The sequence below is a fragment of the Mesorhizobium sp. M8A.F.Ca.ET.057.01.1.1 genome (assembly GCF_003952565.1).
Taxonomy (GTDB): domain Bacteria; phylum Pseudomonadota; class Alphaproteobacteria; order Rhizobiales; family Rhizobiaceae; genus Mesorhizobium.
The window spans coordinates 1,858,615-1,875,985 of sequence record NZ_CP034454.1 but is presented as its reverse complement, the minus strand read 5'-3'; the positions used below and the strand labels follow the sequence as shown (position 1 = coordinate 1,875,985).

Here is a 17,371-nt window from a genome sequence, read left to right as displayed (position 1 = left end):
GATAAGGGTCGATCCGGAAGAATGGGCAAATCGATGGGGCCACGCCGGCGCTCTGCGCAAAACGGCTATCGAGGCTGGATTCTCCAAACCCCTTTTGCTAGCCAGACAGGATGAGCAACCGATTGCCGCCCGCATGGGCAAAGCACCTCAAGACCCAACCCTCGCCTAAGGCGGCATCACCGAAAGCTGCGCCATACAAAGCGCAGTCCAATGCAGGCCCCCACCGCAGCCACGCCGACGACTTGCTTTTGCGGCAGGCGCTCGAGTTGCAGCAAGCCCAACGTCTGTCCGAGGCCGAGGAACTGTGCCTCAGGGTCCTGGCTCGCACGTCAAACCATCCGCTAGCCCTGTATATCCTGGGAACGCTTGGACTCGGTTTCGATAACGAAAAATCACTGCGGTATTTCGCTCGGGCGCTGGCAGAGGATCCGCAGAACCCCTACTACCATCTTAGCCTCGGCGAGACCTATTTGAAGGTCAGCGAATTTACGCCGGCGATCAGCCACTTTCAGTACGCCCTGGACTTGAAGCCGGATCTGGTGGAAGCGCTTTGCGCCTTGGGCGAAGCATACAATGCGTCTGACAAGGGGGAAATGGCGCTGCCGCTCTTTGAGAAGGCGCTCCGGATCGACCGAGATCATCCTATAGCCCGGTTGGGGCTGCCCGGCGCGCTCGCAAGCCTCGGCCGTATGGACGAAGCCGCGGTTCTTCTGAAAGAGGCAATAGAACGGCGCATCGCGGTACCGGCCGCCTACAATGCGCTTGTACAAACGCGCAAATTCGCTGAAGAGCCGCCTGAACTCGGGACAATCTTGACGGAGCTTCAAGACCCGGGCCATGGGCCGGAAGGAGCGGCAGCGCTCCATCATGCCGCGGGAAAGATTCTCAACGACCTCCGTCGCTATAAGGAGGCGATGGATCACTTCAAGAAGGGGAATCAAGCCGGAGGCCATGCATTCGATCTGGAATCTTACCGTCGCTGGATCGATGTCATGATCGAAACCTTCACGCCGGAACTGGTCGCCTCAAGAGCCGCGTATGGCAATCCCTCGGAGGCGCCTGTATTCGTCGTCGGCATGCCCCGTTCGGGCACGACATTGACAGAGCAGATCTGTGCCAGCCACCCCGATGTCCATGGCGCCGGCGAGCTCAGCAAACTCAGGCGAATAGCCGGTGGACTCGGCGTCGTAGACCACTCCAACGCGAACCTCGGCCAATCGATCGCGATGATTACGCCCGATCTGACCAGGACTTTGGCCGAAGAGCACCTTGCTTATCTGCGCGAGCGGGCTCCCGACTCGCTGCGAATTGTTGACAAGATGCCTCACAATTTCGAGCTAATCGGCCTGGTTGGCCTTCTTTTCCCCAAAGCGCGTATCATTCATTGTCGTCGCGACGCTATCGACAATTGCATCTCCTGTTTCGTCCTGCAGTTCAATAAAACCCACAGCTACAGTGCCGATCTTGAGACGCTGGCGCTTTACTACCGGGAGTATGATCGCTTGATGCGGCATTGGGATAAGGTTTTCCCGGGTCGTATTTTCGAAAATCGCTACGAGACGTTGATCGAAAATCAGGAGGAGCAGTCGCGCCGGCTCATGGATTATCTCGGATTGCCGTGGGACGATGCCTGCCTGCGCTTTTTTGACAGGGGCGGCTCCGTAAATACCTACAGCAATTGGCAGGTCCGCCAGCCGATCTATACGTCGTCCGTCAAGCGCTGGAAGAATTACGAAAGCGAGATTCAGCCGTTGATCGAAGCCTTGGGCGATCTTGCCGAGGTTTGACCGGTGGTAGTGCCTGATGCTGCGCGCATGTTAGGTCGCATCCTGCTCCGCCAGCGTGTGCTTTACGCCACGAGGGTTTCCTCAGGCTGAACGCCGCGTTCCTTCACCTGTCCCGCCACCGTATCCTGGCCTCGGGCCTGCCGCCGTTTCAAGCGTCGCTTGCCAAGCAGTTTTTCCTGTCGCTGCGAGGACTGCTCTTCCGCGTCTCTCAAGCGTGGCAGCAGCCGGACTGCCATGCCATCGGCTGTCCGAGTTCGATAGAGACGGCATGAAAAAACCCGGCGGTTGCCCGCCGGGTTTTCGATTTCAATCAGGCCGCGCCTGTTAGAAGGAGCGCTGGAAGCGGAGCATACCGCCGATGTTGCTCTTCTTGTCGGCATTCGTCCAGTTGGAGAAGTCGGCGTCGTCGAACTTTCCTGCATTGAGGTAGTCGACTTCGGCCGTGATGGTCATGCCGGGAACGATGTCGTAGGCGATGTTTGCAGCGACACCGAGGTTCTTCCAATCGTCATACGAAATCTGGGCGTTGAACGAGGTCTTCTCGTTGAACTTGTATGTGCCACCGCCCCACACTGCCCAGTTGCCGCCCCACTGCTTGTAGAAGCCGCGCCCGCCAGCCGCCAACGCATAGGTAGGATCGGTGAGGTTGTCGTCGGTGCCGTAGCCGCCCATGACCCACAGCGACAGTGCGTCGGAGACATTCACGTCCAAGCGAACCTTGCCTGCCACTTCCTCGTAGTTGCTGTCGTAAGCGATCACGCCAGTGATGGCGCCCCAACCCTGCGTCCACTTCACGCCGCCGACGACATGCGGAACGTAGCTGTCGATCGTACCCTTGCCGTAGAAACCATCTGTGCCGCCGCCCGAGCCTTCTTCGAGCGAGATCACCGCCGAGAAGCCGTTGCCGGCGTCGAAGTAGTACTGGATGACGTTGGTGTCGAAGTCGCCGTAAGGAACAAGCGTATCCTGGATGACGTTGCCGGCGTAGCCGATGAACGTGTTGAAGGCCGATTCGTCCTTACCGACGCGCAGGCCACCGAGCTGGATCCAGGCGAAGTTCAGTGAGACGCCCGAGTTGCCAGCAGCATTGTCAGTGTCGGTGCCATTGGAGGCGTAGTCGTTGCGGTTGCCGAAATTCCAGCGAGTCTCGGTGTAGGTCTTCAACGTGCCGAGTTCGGTTTCCTGGCCGGTCCAGGTCTTCAGCGTGAAGCGGGCCTTCTTGCGCCAGGTATCATTCTCGTCGTTGACATTCTGCACGTCGCGGGTCTTGGCACCATCGAACGAACCGACGTCGCCACCGCTGATGTCATAACGGACATAGCCGCCAATGCGCAGGCAGGTTTCGGTGCCGGGGATGTAGAAGTAGCCAGCGCCGTAGACGTCGCAAATCTTGACGTATTCAGCGGGCTCCGGCTCGGCGACGACGACGGCGTCGGCGGCGCGCGCACCGGAAACTGCGATCAGGGCCGCAGCGGAGCCGAGAAGCAGGCTCTTGATGTTCATTTTCTGACCTCCAGTCAAAAGTTAAAAAACGGGTCTGGGTATTCTTTGCTGAAGGACAGCGTTCCCTGCCCCATCCCCACTACCGAAAAAGATGCGCACCGCGCCGCTCCTTCGAACTCGACATTACCCATGAGCCGGCGGCGTTCAACAACGATCGTACCGGCGAAAGGGCTGTTCGGCTGCTATCCCCCAGCGTTGTTGCACAAATGACACGATTTGGCCTCACTCAGAAAGCTCTTGTTAACTATCGGGTCCACCGCAACCGCCTGTTCCCGGTCGAATCCGGCGATCGGCTGACGGAATCATGGCAAGGCCTGGCGTTAACCGCCAAGGAACTGCCGCGGATCCGCCGCATGCGCGGAAAAGCCGATGTTCGGCGCTCACACTTTTCCACATCATGATGCGAGCTTGTCGATGGTGCCGGCGCTTTTTTATCCAGCGGCGCAACGGAGAGGTGGCCGAGTGGTCGAAGCCGCTGCCCTGCCAAAAGGAGGCTGAACCTTCTGGTGGGTCCGAAACTGCCACCCCTGTTCCTCGAGACTTACAAGATGAGAGATCCCCAGAACCTGCACGAATTCCGCCGCCAGAAAGAGCGGCCGGGACGGATTCGTTTTCTCGAGAGGGACGAAGAGGCGCAGCTGTCCGCCGCCATCAAGAGCCGCAGCGAGGACGTTTTGGGCAGCCCTCAAATCGCATCCTCTTCCCGACGAACACCTTCAACCCGCAGGTGCCGCGCCGCGCCGCTCGAGCGCGGTCTTGCGGATGATTTCGGCGATCTCCGGGCTGCTGCTGCACAGCATCTGGAAATCCACCGCGTGCAGCGACATGAGCGAGACCGCCGTTGTGGCGCTGACAGTCGCCGAGCGCGGTTCGCCGCTGATCAGCGCCATCTCGCCGAAGAAGGCGCCAGGGCCAAGCTCCACCGGGTGTGGCGTCGCGACGCTGACACGCCCCTCCACGACGAAGAACATCTGATCACCGGTCTCGCCATTGCGGCAGATCACGGCGCCCGCCGGTACCGTGCGAGGTCTTAAGGCGCGCACGATCTCGACCAGCACGGCCGGGCCGAGCTTCTGAAACAACGGCACGGCGGCGATCAACTGCCAATTACGAACGAAATCCTCGCGACGGACTTCTTGATAAAAGCCGGTGGCAAGAATGCCAGCCCAGAGCGCGAAGATGCCGATGCCACTCATCATGACCGCCCCGGAAAGGAGGCGGCCGGCGAAGCTTTCCGGAATGGCGTCGCCATAGCCCGTGGTGGACAGCGTGACCACCGCCCACCACATTGCCTGGGGGATGCTGCCGAACTTTTGCGGTTGGATGTCGCGCTCGATGACATAGGCCGCGAGCGCGACACCGAACAGAACGACGCCGAAGAGCGTGGTGACGCCGATCAAGTTGCGCGCTTCATTGGCCAGCACCCTGCCCAGCACCGGGAAGAAAGTCGAGTCGCGCAGCGGTTTCAGCAGCCAGACAGCACAGTAGAGGCTCCAGTCGGGCGTGCCGACGAGCAGAAATGCCGCGAGTGGAACCAAAACCGCGAGCACATCAATGGCGATTGCCGGCGTCCTGTCCCGAAGGTCTCCCGCCCAGCGCTTGAGCAGCGTCTCGGCCACCTGCAGAAGATAGGCGCCCCAAATGGCCGCGAGAACGGCAGTCAGAGCCAGCCTGCTTCGTCCGGACATGTCCGGCATCGTGAGCGCAGCCACCGCCAGCAGCCCAGGCGCGGCCAGCACCGCGTTGAGCGGCGCGTAAATTCTTACGAAACGCAGTACCGACATTCTGTGCCCACGAGCGGATGCTATTTCCCCAGAATAGGATGCCTTCAAGGCAAGCGCAAAGGTGCTTACTTTCGTACTTCGCGTACTCAAAGGGATACGGTCCATGAGATCCGATTCGCTTGCGGTAGTCCCGCCAATCCAGAATGAGGCGCCCTACCTTGACTTTATGGTCCAATGACTCAGTACCCGCGCCTTGAATACAGCATGAAAGCCGTTCGCAAGGCAGGTGACCGGCTGGCAAAACCTATGCTTTTCGGACCAGACATCACTGCCGGCCAGTACGTGGACGCACTCGAAATCTTCTCAATCGCCAACAGCTGGCGCGCCTCGCACTTTCTGCCGATGCGGAGCGTTCAGTTCTCTGTCGGTCACCACATGAGAGCGCTGCGACTGAAGGGCGACATGGCATCGCGTCCGAAACGCATGGAATCCATTCGTCGGAAACTTCGAGAGTCCACCACCAATTTGGACACCATGAACGACATCGGCGGTTGCCGAGCGATCATGCCCGACATCAAAAGTGTTCGCTCGCTTCTCGAATCGATGCGAGACAACTTCCCCCACGAGATACACCCTCGGGAATTTGACTATATCGATGAGCCGAAGCCGGACGGCTATCGAAGTCACCATATTGTTTTCCAGTACCGACCCAGAGCTGCCGACACTGAGGCTTTCGAGGGACGACGCATCGAACTGCAAGTTCGGACCACACTTCAGCACTCATGGGCTACTGCAGTTGAGGCTGTCGGGCTATTCCGGCGACAGGATTTGAAGCACGGAAAGGGCGAACAAGATTGGCTACGCTTTTTCCAGCTTATGTCGGCGGAATTCGCGCGCATTGAGCAGTGCCCCGTTCATATCGGCGCTCCGGATCACAATGACCGGATCCGAGAATTGCGGGATATCGACAGACGTATAGGTGCGACAAGCATATTAGAAGACATCAAAAATATTACTCTCTACTCAGCGAACTTCGCACAGACGACGGGAAATATAGATACCACTTGGTCCAATACAGCGAAGATCATAGTGTGACCGTCGAGCAATTCCGAACTCTTATGTCCGGCACGCGGAAATTGGAAGATATAGAGAAAAAAATCGAGCTAAGGGGCAGCGAGGCAAAGGCTGCCTTGGTCGAGGTAGACAAGGCCGAAAAACTTGTTGACATGTATCCGAATTACTTTGGAAACATCTCCCTGTTTGTCCGCAATCTGAAATCCATCTGCATGGGAAAGGCGGCGTCGAATACAGTCTAGAGCAATTCCAGGAAAAGTGCATAGCGGTTTTCCCGGGAGAAGCGCGTAGCGCTTCCCCTTGGGAATTGCGTAAAAACAAGAAGTTAGAGCGGGTCAGAGATTCTATCAAACTCGGAACCGCTCTAGGTCAGTCGTGCCCGCGTCGTGCGCGGCGTGGCCAGCAGCAGGCTCGTTTCGCTGCCCGTTATGCCGGGAATCAACCGGATACGCCGCAGCACCGCATCGAAATCGGTCAGGGATGCCGTCCCGAGCTCGACCACCAGATCCCAGCGACCATTGGTGGTATGGATGGTCGAGACTTCCGGGAAGCCGCCCAGTGCCCGGACCACGCGGTCGGCGGCATGGCCCTCGATCTCGATGAGCATGATGCCCCGGATGCGCTGATCGACCGCGTCGGCGCGCAACACCACCGTGTAGCCGATAATGTCGCCCGACCGTTCCAGCCGCTCCATGCGTGCCCGAACCGTGGCGCGCGAGACGCCGAGATCGACGGCGAGATCCGATACGCTGCGCCGGGCGTCATGCCGCAGCAAGGTCACCAGCCGTTCGTCCAGTGTATCCATCGGGTACCATTTTGCTCAGTTTCGCTGCCATTATGATAAACTACGCTTTTCGGATTGCCAATTTTATCTGTTCATATCGCCGGGTCGACATGGTTCCCTCGCCGTTATCAGAGCTTGGACCGCGGGAGAAACAATGCGTTGCAGAATCGTCGGGGCGCCCGTGCAGGACGGCGCCGGCCGAATGGGATGCGAAATGGGGCCGAGCGCGCTGAGGACCGCCGGGCTTGCCGAAATGCTGTCCGGCCTCGGCCATGCCGTGGAGGATATGGGTGCCGTCCAGCCAATTCCGGTAAGGCGCGTCGTGCATGGCAACCTGGCGCTGAAGGCCTTGCCCGAAATATCGGCCTGGACATCCGCCATTGCCGCCGCGGCCTACACAGCGAGCGAGGACGCCATGCCGATCTTTCTCGGTGGCGACCATTCGATCTCGGCTGGGACCGTGTCTGGCCTCGCCCGCCGTGCCTCGGAGGCCGGCCGCCCGCTATTCGTCCTGTGGCTCGACGCGCATCCCGATTTTCACACGCTCGACACCACCGCCAGCGGCAATCTGCACGGTGTTCCTCTCGCCTACGCCAGCGGCCAGGCCGGTTTTAGCGGCTATTTTCCCGATCTGCCGGCGGCGGTCGATCCCAGGCGTATCTGCACCATGGGCCTGCGCAGCGTCGACCCGGCCGAGCGCAGCGCGCTCAACCAGGCGGGCGTGATCGTGCACGACATGCGCGCCATCGACGAGCATGGCATCGCGCCGCTGCTGCGCGCCTTCCTGGCGCGCGTGTCCGATGAAGACGGGCTGCTCCATGTCAGTCTCGACGTCGACTTCCTCGACCCCTCGATCGCGCCGGCGGTCGGCACCACCGTTCCCGGCGGCGCGACGTTTCGCGAGGCGCATCTGGTGATGGAGATGCTTTCCGACAGCGGGCTCGTCTCCAGCCTGGACCTGGTCGAGTTGAACCCCTTTTTGGACGACCGTGGCCGAACCGCGACGCTGATGGTCGACCTGACGGCGAGCCTGATGGGCCGCCGCATCATGGACCGCCCGACTCGCAGCCATTCAGGGAGCTTTTGATCATGACCGCGGCAAAGCTGAACATCGTCCCCTTCGTCAGCGTCGATCGCATGATGAAGCTGGTGATTGCAATCGGCGTCGAGCGCTTCCTGACCGAGCTCGCCGGCTACATCGAGGAAGACTTTCGTCGCTGGGATCTTTTCGACAAGACGCCTCGCATCGCCTCGCACAGCCATGACGGGGTCATCGAGCTGATGCCGACAAGCGATGGGCGCCTCTATGGCTTCAAATACGTCAACGGCCATCCCAAGAACATGCGCCAGGGCCTGCAGACGGTAACCGCCTTCGGCGTGCTCGCCGATGTCGGAAGCGGCTACCCGATGCTGCTCACCGAAATGACCATCCTGACCGCGCTGCGCACGGCCGCGACATCCGCCGTTGCGGCCAAGTATCTGGCGCCGAGCGGTGCTCGCACCATGGCCATTATCGGCAATGGCGCACAGTCGGAGTTCCAGGCGATCGCCTTCAAGGCGCTGACCGGTGTCGATCGGCTCCGGCTCTACGACATCGACCGATCCGCCTCGCTGAAATGCGCGAAGAACCTGGCTGGCATGGGATTCGACATCACGATCTGCGAAACAGGGCAGGAAGCGGTTGAAGGCGCCGGGATCATCACGACCGTTACCGCCGACAAGCAGAACGCCACCATTCTCACCGACAACATGGTCGGTGCCGGCGTCCACATCAACGCCGTCGGTGGCGACTGCCCGGGCAAGACCGAACTGCACAGGGACATCCTGCTGCGCTCCGACATTTTCGTGGAGTTTCCGCCGCAGACACGCATCGAGGGCGAAATCCAGCAGCTGGACCCCGACCACCCGGTGACCGAGCTCTGGCAAGTGATCGCCGCCAAGACCCAAGGCCGCCGAGACGCCAAGCAGATCACGCTGTTCGATTCAGTCGGCTTCGCCATCGAGGATTTTTCGGCCCTGCGCTATGTGCGCGACCAACTGCAAGCGACCGGCCTCTATGAGGAGCTCGACCTGCTTGCCGATCCCGACGAGCCACGCGACCTCTTCGGAATGCTGCTGAGGGCGGCCGTGCAAACGGCAGCGTGAGGACCTCGACCAAAACGAGCCCGTGGTTTTCTGGATGTCTGCTTTCGGGCGGACGTAAAGCCGACGTCGACGACCGAATGAGGCGCAAAGCTGCCGCGTCCTGGCAAATCTAGCATTCCCAATGCGGGGAACAACATAACGCTTTTGGTCACCCATCTCGCGTGGCCGAGAGGTTGGCCACAAGCCGGGCCACCGAGGTAACTTCGGCAAACACGCCAGTCCCGCCGGCGTGGCAATGCCCATATCGGTCTCGTTCGACCAGTATGAATCATAAGCCGTCCATCAAAGAAATCCTGAACCCATTAAAACGCGACTGGTTTTAGCCCGGTGGCGGGGCAGCCACAGGCTGGACATTTCAGCCCACATGGAAAATGATCATGTTGCCATGCACAATACTGCAGTGCTCTGATCTCGACGAAAGCCTGAACGTAGAAGCGGATCAACCGACCTCCGGGTCTAGCGAGCGAGGACGCAGATGGACACCCCAGGGAATGGGCTATTGCATCGCGACGCGGGCGGGCGACCCCGTCGATCGGCCGGCTGGCTTGCCCGCGCCGCCGTGTCGGCGGCATTCCTGCTCGGCATGGCTTTCAGCAATACTGCGTTTGCGCAGGACCAGCAGCTACCCGTGGTGACGGCGGCCAAGCCGGTGGTCCGTGAAATCGTCGAAGACGACGAGTTCGTCGGGCGCTTCGAAGCCGTCGACCAGGTCGCCATCCGTTCGCGCGTCAGCGGCTATCTGGACAAGGTCAGCTTCCAGGACGGCGCACTGGTCAACAAGGGCGACTTGCTCTTCACCATCGACCAGCGTCCGTACCAGGCGGCTTATGATGCCGCCAAATCGCAAGTGGACGTCGCCAAGTCACTGCTCGAATTCTCCAAGATGCAGCTGGATCGCGCCGACGAACTTGCCAAGACCGGCAATATCTCAACCGCGACGGTCGACGACCGCCGGCGGGAATACCTTTCGGCGCAGGCGCAGATGCAGGGCGCGACGGCAGCGCTGACGACGGCCAGCCTGAACATGGAATTCACCGAGATCAAGGCGCCCTTGTCCGGCCGCATCGACCGCCGGCTGGTGTCGGTCGGCAACCTCGTGCAGCCGGATTCCACCTTGCTGACCACCATCGTTACGCGCGATCCGATCGACTTCTATTTCGACGTCGATGAGCGCCTGTATTTCAGCTACGCCCGCGACGCGAAGGCGCGTGGCGGCACCATGCAGGAAGGCGCCGGTGGGCTCGATGTGCAGGTTCGTGTCGCCGACCGGGCGGAGGCGGTATTCAAAGGCAAGCTCGATTTTGCCGAGAACCGGATCGACAATGCGACCGGCACCATGCGGGTGCGTGCGACGTTTCCCAACGCCGACGGCATTCTCCAGCCAGGCATGTTCGGGCGCATCAATGTGCCGGGGTCGCTGCCGCATAGCGGCGTGCTGGTGCCCGACGAGGCTATCGGCGCCGATCAGGATCGCCGCATCGTGCTCCTGGTGGATGAGGCCGGGATGGTGTCTGCGAAGCCTGTGCGCACCGGCCCGCTTCTCGACGGCTACCGGGTGATCCGCTCGGGCCTGACCGGCGGCGAGACGATCGTCGTCAACGGGCTGATGCACGCCAGGCCCGGCACCAAGGTGAAGGTCGAGATGGTGATGTTGCCGCCCAAGGCCGAGACCGCCGGGTTGCAGCAATGAGATTCGCACATTTCTTCGTCGACCGCCCAATCTTCGCGTCGGTCGTTTCGATCGTCCTGCTGATCCTCGGCGGGATTGCTTATACCCAGCTGCCGGTCGCGCAATATCCCGAGATCGCGCCGCCGACCATCGTAGTTCGCGCGCAGTATCCGGGCGCCGACGCCGAGACGGTCGCTGCGACCGTGGCAACGCCGATCGAGCAGGAGATCAACGGCGTCGAGGGTATGCTCTACATGTCGTCCTATTCGTCGGGCGACGGAGCGATGGCGCTGACCATCACCTTCAAGCTGGGCACCGATCTCGACAAGGCGCAGGTGCTGGTGCAGAATCGCGTGTCGGTCGCCGAGCCGCGTCTGCCCGAAGAAGTCCGCCGCCTCGGCATCACCACCACCAAGAGTTCGCCCGACCTGATGATGGTCGTGCACATGCTGTCGCCCGACAATACCTACGACCAGCTCTACGTCTCGAACTACGCCCGCTCGCGGGTGCGCGACATACTGCTCAGACTGGATGGCGTCGGCGACCTCATCATTTTCGGCGAACGCGAATATTCGCTGCGCATCTGGCTCGATCCGGAAAAACTGTCCGCCCTTGGGATGACCTCGGGCGATGTGGTGCAGGCGCTGCGCGACCAGAACGTCCAGGTGTCGGGCGGCTCGATCGGCGCGCCGCCGACCAACACCGGCACGGCGTTCCAGTACACGGTCACCACGCAAGGCCGCTTCAACGATGCACGCGACTTCCGATACGTGATCGTCAAATCGACCGACGACGGCCGCCTGATCTCGCTGCAGGACGTGGCGCGCATCGAGCTCGGCGCCAAGGATTACGTCACCAACTCCTATCTCAACGGCAAACCGGCGGTGGCGCTCGCCATCTTCCAGCGGCCGGGCACCAATGCGCTCGCCGCGGCCGCGGAGATCCAGGACAAGATGAAGGAGCTTTCCCGCGACTTCCCGAAGGGGTTGAGCTACGACATCGTCTACAATCCGACCGAGTTCGTCGCCGAGTCGATCCACGAGGTCTACAAGACGATCATAGAGGCGATGCTGCTGGTCATCATCGTCATCATCGTCTTCCTGCAATCGTGGCGCATGGCGATCGTGCCGATCGTGGCGATCCCCGTGTCGCTGATCGGCACGCTGGCGGTGCTTTACGCCGCCGGCTTCTCGCTCAACATGCTGACGCTGTTCGGCCTCGTTCTGGCGATCGGCATCGTCGTCGACGATGCGATCGTCGTGGTCGAGAACGTCGAGCGCAATATCGCCAGCGGGCTGGCGCCCAATCCGGCGGCGCACCTGACCATGAACGAAGTCGGAACGGCCATCATCGCGATCTCGCTGGTGCTGATAGCCGTGTTCGTACCGACGGCCTTCATCCCCGGCATTTCCGGGCAGTTCTACCTGCAGTTTGCGATCACCATCGCCGTGTCGACGGCGATCTCGGCGTTCAATTCGCTGACGCTTTCGCCGGCGCTGGCCGCACTGCTGTTCAAGCCGCACCACGCTGCTGCGGCGCCACCGCGCTTTTTCCTGGCGCGGTTCGGACGGGCGCTCGCCGACGGCTTTAACAGCGGCTTCGACAGGGTCGCCCATTGGTATTCGAGCATCATCCGCGTGCTGGTCGGATCGTGGATTGCGATCGCCGCCATGCTGGCCGTTTTCGCGGCCCTCATCTACGCCACGGTCTACATGGTGCAGACGGTGCCGCGCGGTTTCATTCCCTCGCTCGACCAGGGCTATGCGATCGTCGTCGTCCAGTTGCCGGACGGCTCCTCGCTGTCGAGGACCGATGCGGTCATCCAGCAGGCGTCGCAGATCATCCAGAAAACGCCGGGCGTCGACTACGCCGTCGCCTTCGCCGGCTTCTCCGGCGCGACCTTCACCAACGCCAGCAACGCGGGCGTGATCTTCGCCAGGTTCAAGCCATTTGACGAGCGACTGAAAGCCGGCCAGTCGGCGACCCAGGTCATCGGCAATCTGTTCGGCAGCCTGCAAAGCATCAAGGAAGCCTTCATTATCGCACTGCCGCCGCCGCCGATCCGCGGTGTCGGCAATGCCGGCGGCTTCAAGCTGCAGATCCAGGAGCGCAACAGCGCCGACATGCGGCAGATCCTGGCGCTTGCCTACGAAATCGCCGGCAAGGCCAACAAGACGCCGGGGCTGACGGGCGTGTTCACCACCTTCTCCGCGTCGAGCCCGCAATTCTTCCTGGCGATCGATCGCGACAAGGCGCGCATCCTGAATGTGCCGATCCCCAACATCTTCGAGACGCTGTCGATCAATTTGGGCACCGCCTACGTCAACGACTTCAACGCTTTCGGACGCGTCTACCAGGTGCGGGCGCAGGCCGACCAGGCGTTCCGCCTCGATCGCGCCGACATCTTGAAACTGAAGGTGCGCTCGGCGACCGGCGCGCTGGTTCCGCTCGGCACGTTGATCGAGATCCGCGACGTCACGGGCCCGGCGCTGGTCCAGCGCTACAACATGTACGTCTCGGTGCCGCTGCAGGGCAACGCCGCGCCCGGCGTTTCCACGGGCGACGCGCTGGCATTGATGGAAGGGATCACGGCAAAGACGCTGCCGGCCGGTACCTCCTATGAATGGACCGAGCTCGCCTACCAGGAGCGCAACACCGGCAATGCCGCTGTCTATATCTTCGGACTGTCGGTGCTGTTCGTGTTCCTGGCGCTGGCGGCGCAATATGAAAGCTGGGTGCTGCCGTTCGCCATTGTGCTGGTGGTGCCGCTCGGCGTGCTCGCGGCATTGCTCGGCGTATCCCTCCGAGGGCTGGACAACAACATCCTCGTGCAGATCGGCCTCATCGTGCTGATCGGGCTTGCCGCCAAGAACGCGATCCTGATCGTCGAATTCGCGCGGCAGGCGCAGGAACGCGGCCTGTCGGCCGCCGAGGCTGCCGTCGAAGCCTGCCGGCTAAGGTTGCGGCCGATCCTGATGACCGCCTTCGCGTTCATCCTCGGCGTCGTGCCGCTGATGATCGCCACGGGCCCGGGCGCGGAAATGCGCCAGTCGCTCGGCACCGCGGTGTTCTCCGGCATGCTCGGCGTCACCTTCGTCGGCCTGTTCCTGACGCCGGTGTTCTACGTCACGCTCAGGTCGCTGTTTTCACGGCGCATGCCCCGTGCCGAGGCCGAGCCTTCGGGGCCGGCAGAGGCGCCATCGGAGACGGCCGCCGAGTAGGGGTACGAATTCGCCGCGTCGGGCGCGGCTTATCACTCCAGAAAATCGGCGCGACGCGCTGCACACGACCCGACAAACGGTCAAATTGGGGTCAGTTGTCTGCTTCAATATCTTCGCTACTGGCGGACATGAAACCAGCAACCGCCCAGCGCGATTTACCACTTGTTCGCCCGGCAGGTATTGCCCAGGCCGAACACGCTATTCCCTGGCCTGATAAGCCTTCCACCGACCCTCGATCTCGACATCGATGTCGAAGAGATCGAGCACGCGCGCCCCCGTATAGGCCACCATCTCCTCGATGGTTTTCGGTTTTGGATAAAACGCGGGGACCGGCGGCATCACGATGCCGCCCATCTCGGTCAGCCGCAGCATGTTGTGGCAATGGCCGAGATGCAGCGGCGTTTCGCGGAACAGCACGACGAGGCGACGCCGCTCCTTGAGCACGACATCCGCCGCCCGCGCGACGAGCGTGCCGCCCGTGCCCATGGCGATTTCGGCCAGGCTCTTGGCCGAACAGGGAGCGACGATCATGCCCATGGTGCGGAAACTGCCGCTGGCAATGGGGGCTGCGATATCCCTGTTGTCATGACAATGGTCGGCCAGCGCTTTCATCTGGCCGAAGGTCATGTCGGTCTCGTGCGCCATGGCCGTCATCGCGGCGCGCGATACCACGAGATGGATCTCGACCTCCTGTTCATGCAGCATCCTGAGGAGGCAGACCGCATAGTCGAAGCCCGATGCGCCGGTCACGCCGACGATGATGCGCTTCGGCGCCGCCACGATCAGTACTCCTGAAGCCGCGCACGGACCGAGGACAGGATATCCTCGGGGGCACTCGCGAATTCGGAGAGCGAGTTCCGCTCGCCGTCGCCCGGGCGGGTGCAGGCGACGAGGCCGATCTTGGTGATGGTGAGGTTCTCATGCACCGGATCGCAGCGGTCCGCCTTCATGCCGGGCAGGATGACCATGTCCTCGTGCCCCCGGAAACGCGCGGCGAGCGACCACTCGACCGCGACCGGATCCTCGGGATCGATATCGTCCTCCACGACGGTCACCAGCTTGAACAGGTTGACCTGGCCCATGGCGAGGATGATGGCGCGCTTGCCTTCGCCGAGCCGCGGCCGGTGCATGCTGATGATGGCATGCAGGCGGCCCATGCCGCCATCCGTGACCAACACCCGACGTACGGACGGAATCGCGCGCTGCAGGGCTTGGCAAGTCACAGCCTCGATCGCCAGCGCGCCGAGCAGGCAGTGCTCGGACGCATATCCGGGCAGAATTGCCTGGTATGTGGTGTCGCGACGATGGGTGACGCAGGTGATCGCACCGCCCGTGCCTGCACCATACCGGACATAGAAGCCGTGAAACTCGGATACGTCGCCCTCCTCGATCGGATCCGCATTGTCGATGTGGCCTTCCAGGACGATCTCGGCGCCCGCGGGCACTTCGAGAGGCACCGTCCTGCAGTGTACGAGTTCGAGCGGTTCGCCGAGCAACCCGCCCACGACATCATATTCATCATCGCCCAGCCCCAGATACATCTGAGACCCGAGCAGAACGGCCGGATGGTTACCGATCGCGACCGCGATGGGCAGTTTCTGACCCAGCTTGCGCGCCTTCTCGGCCAACAGGTTGAGATGATGGTTCCTGGCGATTCCGACCAGAACGCGGCCGCCGCCCTCGAGCCGCAACCGGGCGATCGACACGTTCCTGCGCCCGGTCTCGGGGTCCTTGGCGACGATCACGCCGGCGGTGATGTAGGGGCCGGCTTCATGTTCGAACCAGGTCGGCACGGGGAGAATGCGCCCAAGATCGATGTCGTTGCCGTGCACCACCTCCTGCACCGGCGCCTCGTCGACCAGGACGGGTTGGACCGGCTTGCCCAAGGCTTCGAGGATCACCTGGTGCAGCCGTGGTTTTTCCACGCCCAGCAGTCTCGCGACGCGTTCGCGGGAATTCATGATGTTGCCTATGACGGGCATATCATGGCCCTTAACGGCTGTGAAAAGCTGTGGCCGCTCCCTGTCGCGCAGGGCGAGCACAGCTCCAAGCTCGAAGCGTGGATCGACGCCACGCTCGACGCGATGCAAATCGCCCGTGGCTTCGAGCCGTTCGATCGTGCCGCGAAAGCTTTGGTCCGTTGCCGCCATCGGCCATTCCTCTCGATTGTCCGGCAGAGCCTAGTGAGCTTGCCGGTCGAACGGGATATGCTAAAAACCGGACAATAGATGCTTCAGGTGGATGGAGCGCGGTCGGGGAATGGACACGGGCACACTGGCGACGGTACTTGCGGTGATGCGGGAAAGCTCCGTGCGCGCCGCCGCCGCCCTGCTTGGCCAGCCGCCATCGAGTGTTGCCGATGCCTTCGAGCGGTTCGAGAGCGAGCTAGCGCTGAAGCTGGCATCGCGGCGCGATGGCGGACTTTCCCTCACCTTGGCCGGAGAGAACCTGGCACGATCCATTCCTGCCCTAACCGAGGTCCTCGCTCGCATTGCCAAGATCGCCGGTGAAGAGCCAGCCGAGGCCAGCCGCGTGCTTGCATGGACAGCGAAGAATGCCATTCCGGTGGCAGTGCTCGGCAATTTCAACGCTGTGATCCGCGCAGGCTCGATACGGCGCGCGGCACGTGAGCTCGGCGTCGGCCAACCGAACCTCTCGCGGCAGATGGCGGAGCTCGAACGAGCACTCCGGCAAAAGCTGCTCATCCGCGAAATGCATGGCTGCGAGCCTACACCGGAGGGATTGGAATTCAGCGAGGCGGCGCTGGCGCTCACCACCAAGGTCGCCAGCCTGACCGGGCCGGCGAGAAAGCGCTTTGCCCGTGAACTGCGCACCGTCAAGCTCGGCACGATCATTCCGGTCGGTCATGAAAGCCGGCTGGCGGCGCGCTTGGCGGCCCTCGTCGCCGCATGGCGTGCCGACGGCAAACCCGAGCTTTTCGTCAGCAGCACGACGGCCGAGGATCTGGCCGAAGGGCTGCGGACCGGCCGGTTCGACGTCGCATTGACCGACATAGCCCTGCGCAACAAGCGCTTCGAGAGCCGGGAAATCTTTTCCGGCGAACTCGTGATCGTGGGCTCAGCCGATGTCGTGTCGCCGGACGCCGCGATCCAGCCACTGGTCGATCGCCATCTCATCGCTGTTCCAAGCCTGCGGAGCGGGCTGCGCCAATCGGTCAGCGAGGCGCTAGAACCCTTCCTCGGCGGCGAAGGCCACGCCGCTGCACGACTGGTGGAGGTCGATGCCCTTTCGATCGTCATCAACCTCGTCCTCGACCACGGTTATCTCACCGTGCTGCCGCTGGAGGCGGTGGCGGCGCTCGACCGGCCGATCGGCATCATCAGGTTGCCGGATGCCCCGCGGGTCAGCTTTCATCTCGTCTGGCGGCGGACGCAGGCCTCGCGCCGAATCGCCCTGCAGATCGCGCAATCGATCGGCGACGCATAGCCTGTCCAGAATTCGGC

General features: G+C 62.0%; 14 protein-coding genes and 1 pseudogene. 10 read left to right on the top strand and 5 right to left on the bottom strand.

Translation table 11 applies throughout. The features are described 5' to 3' along the window. Positions 1 to 110 precede the first annotated feature (110 nt). A complete protein-coding gene (locus tag EJ077_RS08510; RefSeq protein ID WP_208701156.1) occupies positions 111 to 1,787 on the top strand; it encodes a tetratricopeptide repeat-containing sulfotransferase family protein in 1,677 nt (558 codons plus the stop codon). 324 nt (positions 1,788 to 2,111) lie between these two features. Here the strand turns inward: EJ077_RS08510 and EJ077_RS08505 are convergent, their stop codons facing one another. Next, complete coding sequence (locus EJ077_RS08505; RefSeq protein WP_208701154.1) at positions 2,112 to 3,290, bottom strand: porin; 1,179 nt, start codon at positions 3,288 to 3,290, stop codon at positions 2,112 to 2,114. Positions 3,291 to 3,826: 536 nt separating this feature from the next. On the opposite strand from EJ077_RS08505, the pseudogene EJ077_RS31975 reads away from it, so the two are divergent. Beyond that, positions 3,827 to 3,961, top strand: a pseudogene (locus EJ077_RS31975) (site-specific integrase); the annotation flags it as partial. 45 nt (positions 3,962 to 4,006) lie between these two features. Here EJ077_RS31975 and EJ077_RS08500 read toward each other — a convergent pair. Then, complete coding sequence (locus EJ077_RS08500) at positions 4,007 to 5,074, bottom strand: cyclic nucleotide-gated potassium channel (protein ID WP_208701152.1); 1,068 nt, start codon at positions 5,072 to 5,074, stop codon at positions 4,007 to 4,009. A 204-nt stretch (positions 5,075 to 5,278) separates the two neighbouring features. Between EJ077_RS08500 and EJ077_RS08495 the strand changes: the two genes are divergently transcribed. After that, positions 5,279 to 6,109: a RelA/SpoT domain-containing protein gene (locus EJ077_RS08495; protein WP_208701151.1), complete on the top strand. Its 831-nt coding sequence runs from the start codon at positions 5,279 to 5,281 to the stop codon at positions 6,107 to 6,109. Continuing rightward, on the top strand, positions 6,106 to 6,330 hold the full coding sequence (locus EJ077_RS08490) for a hypothetical protein (RefSeq protein WP_208701149.1): 225 nt from the start codon (positions 6,106 to 6,108) through the stop codon (positions 6,328 to 6,330). Before EJ077_RS08495 ends, EJ077_RS08490 begins: the two co-directional genes overlap by 4 nt. Before the next feature lie 122 nt (positions 6,331 to 6,452). Here EJ077_RS08490 and EJ077_RS08485 read toward each other — a convergent pair whose 3' ends face one another. Then, on the bottom strand, positions 6,453 to 6,893 hold the full coding sequence (locus EJ077_RS08485; RefSeq protein ID WP_135882392.1) for an Lrp/AsnC family transcriptional regulator: 441 nt from the start codon (positions 6,891 to 6,893) through the stop codon (positions 6,453 to 6,455). A 133-nt stretch (positions 6,894 to 7,026) separates the two neighbouring features. Here EJ077_RS08485 and rocF point away from each other — a divergent pair, with 133 nt between their 5' ends. From rocF to EJ077_RS08465, 4 genes are all read left to right on the top strand, one after another. After that, positions 7,027 to 7,959 carry an arginase gene (gene rocF, locus EJ077_RS08480; RefSeq protein WP_172737316.1) on the top strand — a complete coding sequence of 311 codons (933 nt, stop codon included), beginning with the start codon at positions 7,027 to 7,029 and terminating at the stop codon, positions 7,957 to 7,959. A gap of 2 nt (positions 7,960 to 7,961) precedes the next feature. Further along, positions 7,962 to 9,017, top strand: coding sequence for an ornithine cyclodeaminase (locus EJ077_RS08475; protein WP_208701147.1), 1,056 nt, complete (start codon positions 7,962 to 7,964; stop codon positions 9,015 to 9,017). Between the two features lie 583 nt (positions 9,018 to 9,600). After that, entirely contained in the window at positions 9,601 to 10,707 is a 1,107-nt protein-coding gene (locus EJ077_RS08470; protein WP_245458772.1) for an efflux RND transporter periplasmic adaptor subunit, read from the top strand. Continuing rightward, positions 10,704 to 13,907, top strand: a complete 3,204-nt coding sequence (locus EJ077_RS08465) for an efflux RND transporter permease subunit (protein ID WP_208701143.1) — start codon at positions 10,704 to 10,706, stop codon at positions 13,905 to 13,907. Before EJ077_RS08470 ends, EJ077_RS08465 begins: the two co-directional genes overlap by 4 nt. Before the next feature lie 198 nt (positions 13,908 to 14,105). Here EJ077_RS08465 and EJ077_RS08460 read toward each other — a convergent pair whose 3' ends face one another. Beyond that, positions 14,106 to 14,687: a UbiX family flavin prenyltransferase gene (locus tag EJ077_RS08460; RefSeq protein ID WP_367142392.1), complete on the bottom strand. Its 582-nt coding sequence runs from the start codon at positions 14,685 to 14,687 to the stop codon at positions 14,106 to 14,108. 2 nt (positions 14,688 to 14,689) lie between these two features. Beyond that, entirely contained in the window at positions 14,690 to 15,997 is a 1,308-nt protein-coding gene (locus EJ077_RS08455; protein WP_245458685.1) for a UbiD family decarboxylase, read from the bottom strand. Here EJ077_RS08455 and EJ077_RS31970 point away from each other — a divergent pair. Together EJ077_RS31970 and EJ077_RS08450 are read left to right on the top strand one after the other, a co-directional pair. Beyond that, the gene (locus tag EJ077_RS31970; RefSeq protein WP_245458826.1) at positions 15,893 to 16,135 is read left to right on the top strand and encodes a hypothetical protein; all 243 of its coding nucleotides are present in this window, start codon (positions 15,893 to 15,895) and stop codon (positions 16,133 to 16,135) included. The two genes, EJ077_RS08455 and EJ077_RS31970, sit on opposite strands and share 105 nt — an antisense overlap. A gap of 31 nt (positions 16,136 to 16,166) precedes the next feature. Continuing rightward, on the top strand, positions 16,167 to 17,354 hold the full coding sequence (locus EJ077_RS08450; protein ID WP_208701139.1) for a LysR family transcriptional regulator: 1,188 nt from the start codon (positions 16,167 to 16,169) through the stop codon (positions 17,352 to 17,354). Positions 17,355 to 17,371: the final 17 nt, after the last annotated feature.